The organism is Carnobacterium sp. (assembly GCF_040274425.1).
Genome location: NZ_JBEMBC010000171.1, coordinates 1 through 1,630, shown reverse-complemented (window position 1 = coordinate 1,630; position 1,630 = coordinate 1). Strand labels below are relative to the sequence as shown.

The following is a 1,630-nucleotide window of genomic DNA, read 5'->3' as shown; positions in this document are numbered from 1 at the left end:
TTCCCAGGTCCTGTATCAAACGCAAGAACATCTTCCATTTGTGCTCCAGCAGGGATTACCGTCACGTTGCCGATGCCGCCAATATTTTGCAATAAACGCGTTTGTTTTTCATCTCGGTATAAGACAAATTCAGAATACGGGACTATTGGTGCGCCTTGTCCTTTTACTGCCATATCCCGCGTTCTAAAATCAGAGACGACTGTCGTTTGTGTTTCTTCTGCAATAATCGCTGATTCGCCAATTTGCAATGTTGAGGCGAATTGATGAGCACCGGGTACGGGCAAATGGTAAATGGTTTGGCCATGAGAAGCCACAAAATCAACTTTTCCAAGTGGAAAGTCTGCTTTTTTACAAACGGCTTTAGCTGCTTCACTAAAGACATATCCTAATTCAACATTTAAACTGCAGATTTTATCCACGGAAGACGTTTCAATCGATAAGACTTCTTTGATTTTTTTAACAATTTCAGTACTTAATGGATAAGTTGTAAATTCCATCAACTGAACGGTTGTATCGGTATTTATTCCATGAATCTCCACGAGTGCTGCGTCAACTCCATCTAATGATGTGCCTGACATGATTCCGACTGCAAAGGTCATTTTATCACCTCGATTATTTTTTTAGAGCATTCAATTCTTTTTGCATCTCGATCATTTGCATGATCAAGGTTTGTTCCGCCATTGAAGTCATCAATTGGTCTTGCGCATGGATCAACAGTAAACTGATTTTGATGTCTTCTCCGCGAATCTCGTCTTGAACCAATTTCGTTTGGGTATTGTGAGCCAAATTCATTTCTTTTTTGCATTCTTCCATCAATTGATTACATTCTTCGTATGAACCAGCACGTGCTTTTTCTAAAGCTTCATACGCTAGCGCACGAGCATTTCCTCCATGTCCAATAATATCAAAAATGATCATTTCTAAGTCTTCCATTTACTTCGTCTCCTTTAGTTGCTTTTTAAGTTAAATTGAAATTTTTGCCATGGCTTTAAATAATCCAATAAGAATTGTTCTTCTTCTACCACATGTCCGACTACATTTGATTTGCCAGAGTTTTTCATTGGCTTCAAGGCTACTTGTAATTCACCGGCATAATGCGCGTATAAAGATGTTTCGATAACAATATCACCTTTTTTCATGTCCGGTGTGTTGAACGGAACAAATTCATGCCCTTTATATTTCACACGGCTTTGCGTCGAACGGATCACATAGTCCGATACGTCTCCACGGTTAAAGTGAAATTCTTCTGTAACGATTTTTGCTTCCAATTCAGGAACGTCTGCTTCTAATTCGCATGTTAGTGTTAATTGGTAAGGATTCAATTCACTCAATGCTTTAAGTTCCGTTTCACTGGCAAAAGCATTGGCAATGATCACATCGTCGATCACTTCAGTAGCCCATAGATGTTTGGCTTGAACCTCAATCGGCCATTCTCGGTGCATCTCAAGTGTGCACAACCCTTCATCCACTGGCCAAGGCCCAATATGAGCAGAAGGTGAATTCACAAAAGCAGCCGTTACTAGCCTATGTTCTTTGTATTGCTTACTCGTTTCGATAAAATGATCATAATTCAAACCCGTGTAGCGGTGTGGGTAAAAATTGTGACACCCCATTAAATTAGCCGCATTGG

At 40.0% G+C, this 1,630-nt stretch carries 3 protein-coding genes; all 3 read right to left on the bottom strand.

Features of this window, described 5'->3' with window-relative positions; all coding sequences use genetic code 11:
* Positions 1-599 (bottom strand): anhydro-N-acetylmuramic acid kinase (locus ABS911_RS15070; protein ID WP_350468228.1); only part of this gene is annotated, 599 nt, incomplete at its 3' end.
* A 13-nt stretch (positions 600-612) separates the two neighbouring features.
* A complete protein-coding gene (locus tag ABS911_RS15065; protein ID WP_350468227.1) occupies positions 613-933 on the bottom strand; it encodes a PTS lactose/cellobiose transporter subunit IIA in 321 nt (106 codons plus the stop codon).
* A 14-nt stretch (positions 934-947) separates the two neighbouring features.
* Positions 948-1,630: DUF871 domain-containing protein (locus ABS911_RS15060; protein WP_350468226.1), on the bottom strand; the 683-nt coding region annotated here is incomplete at its 5' end.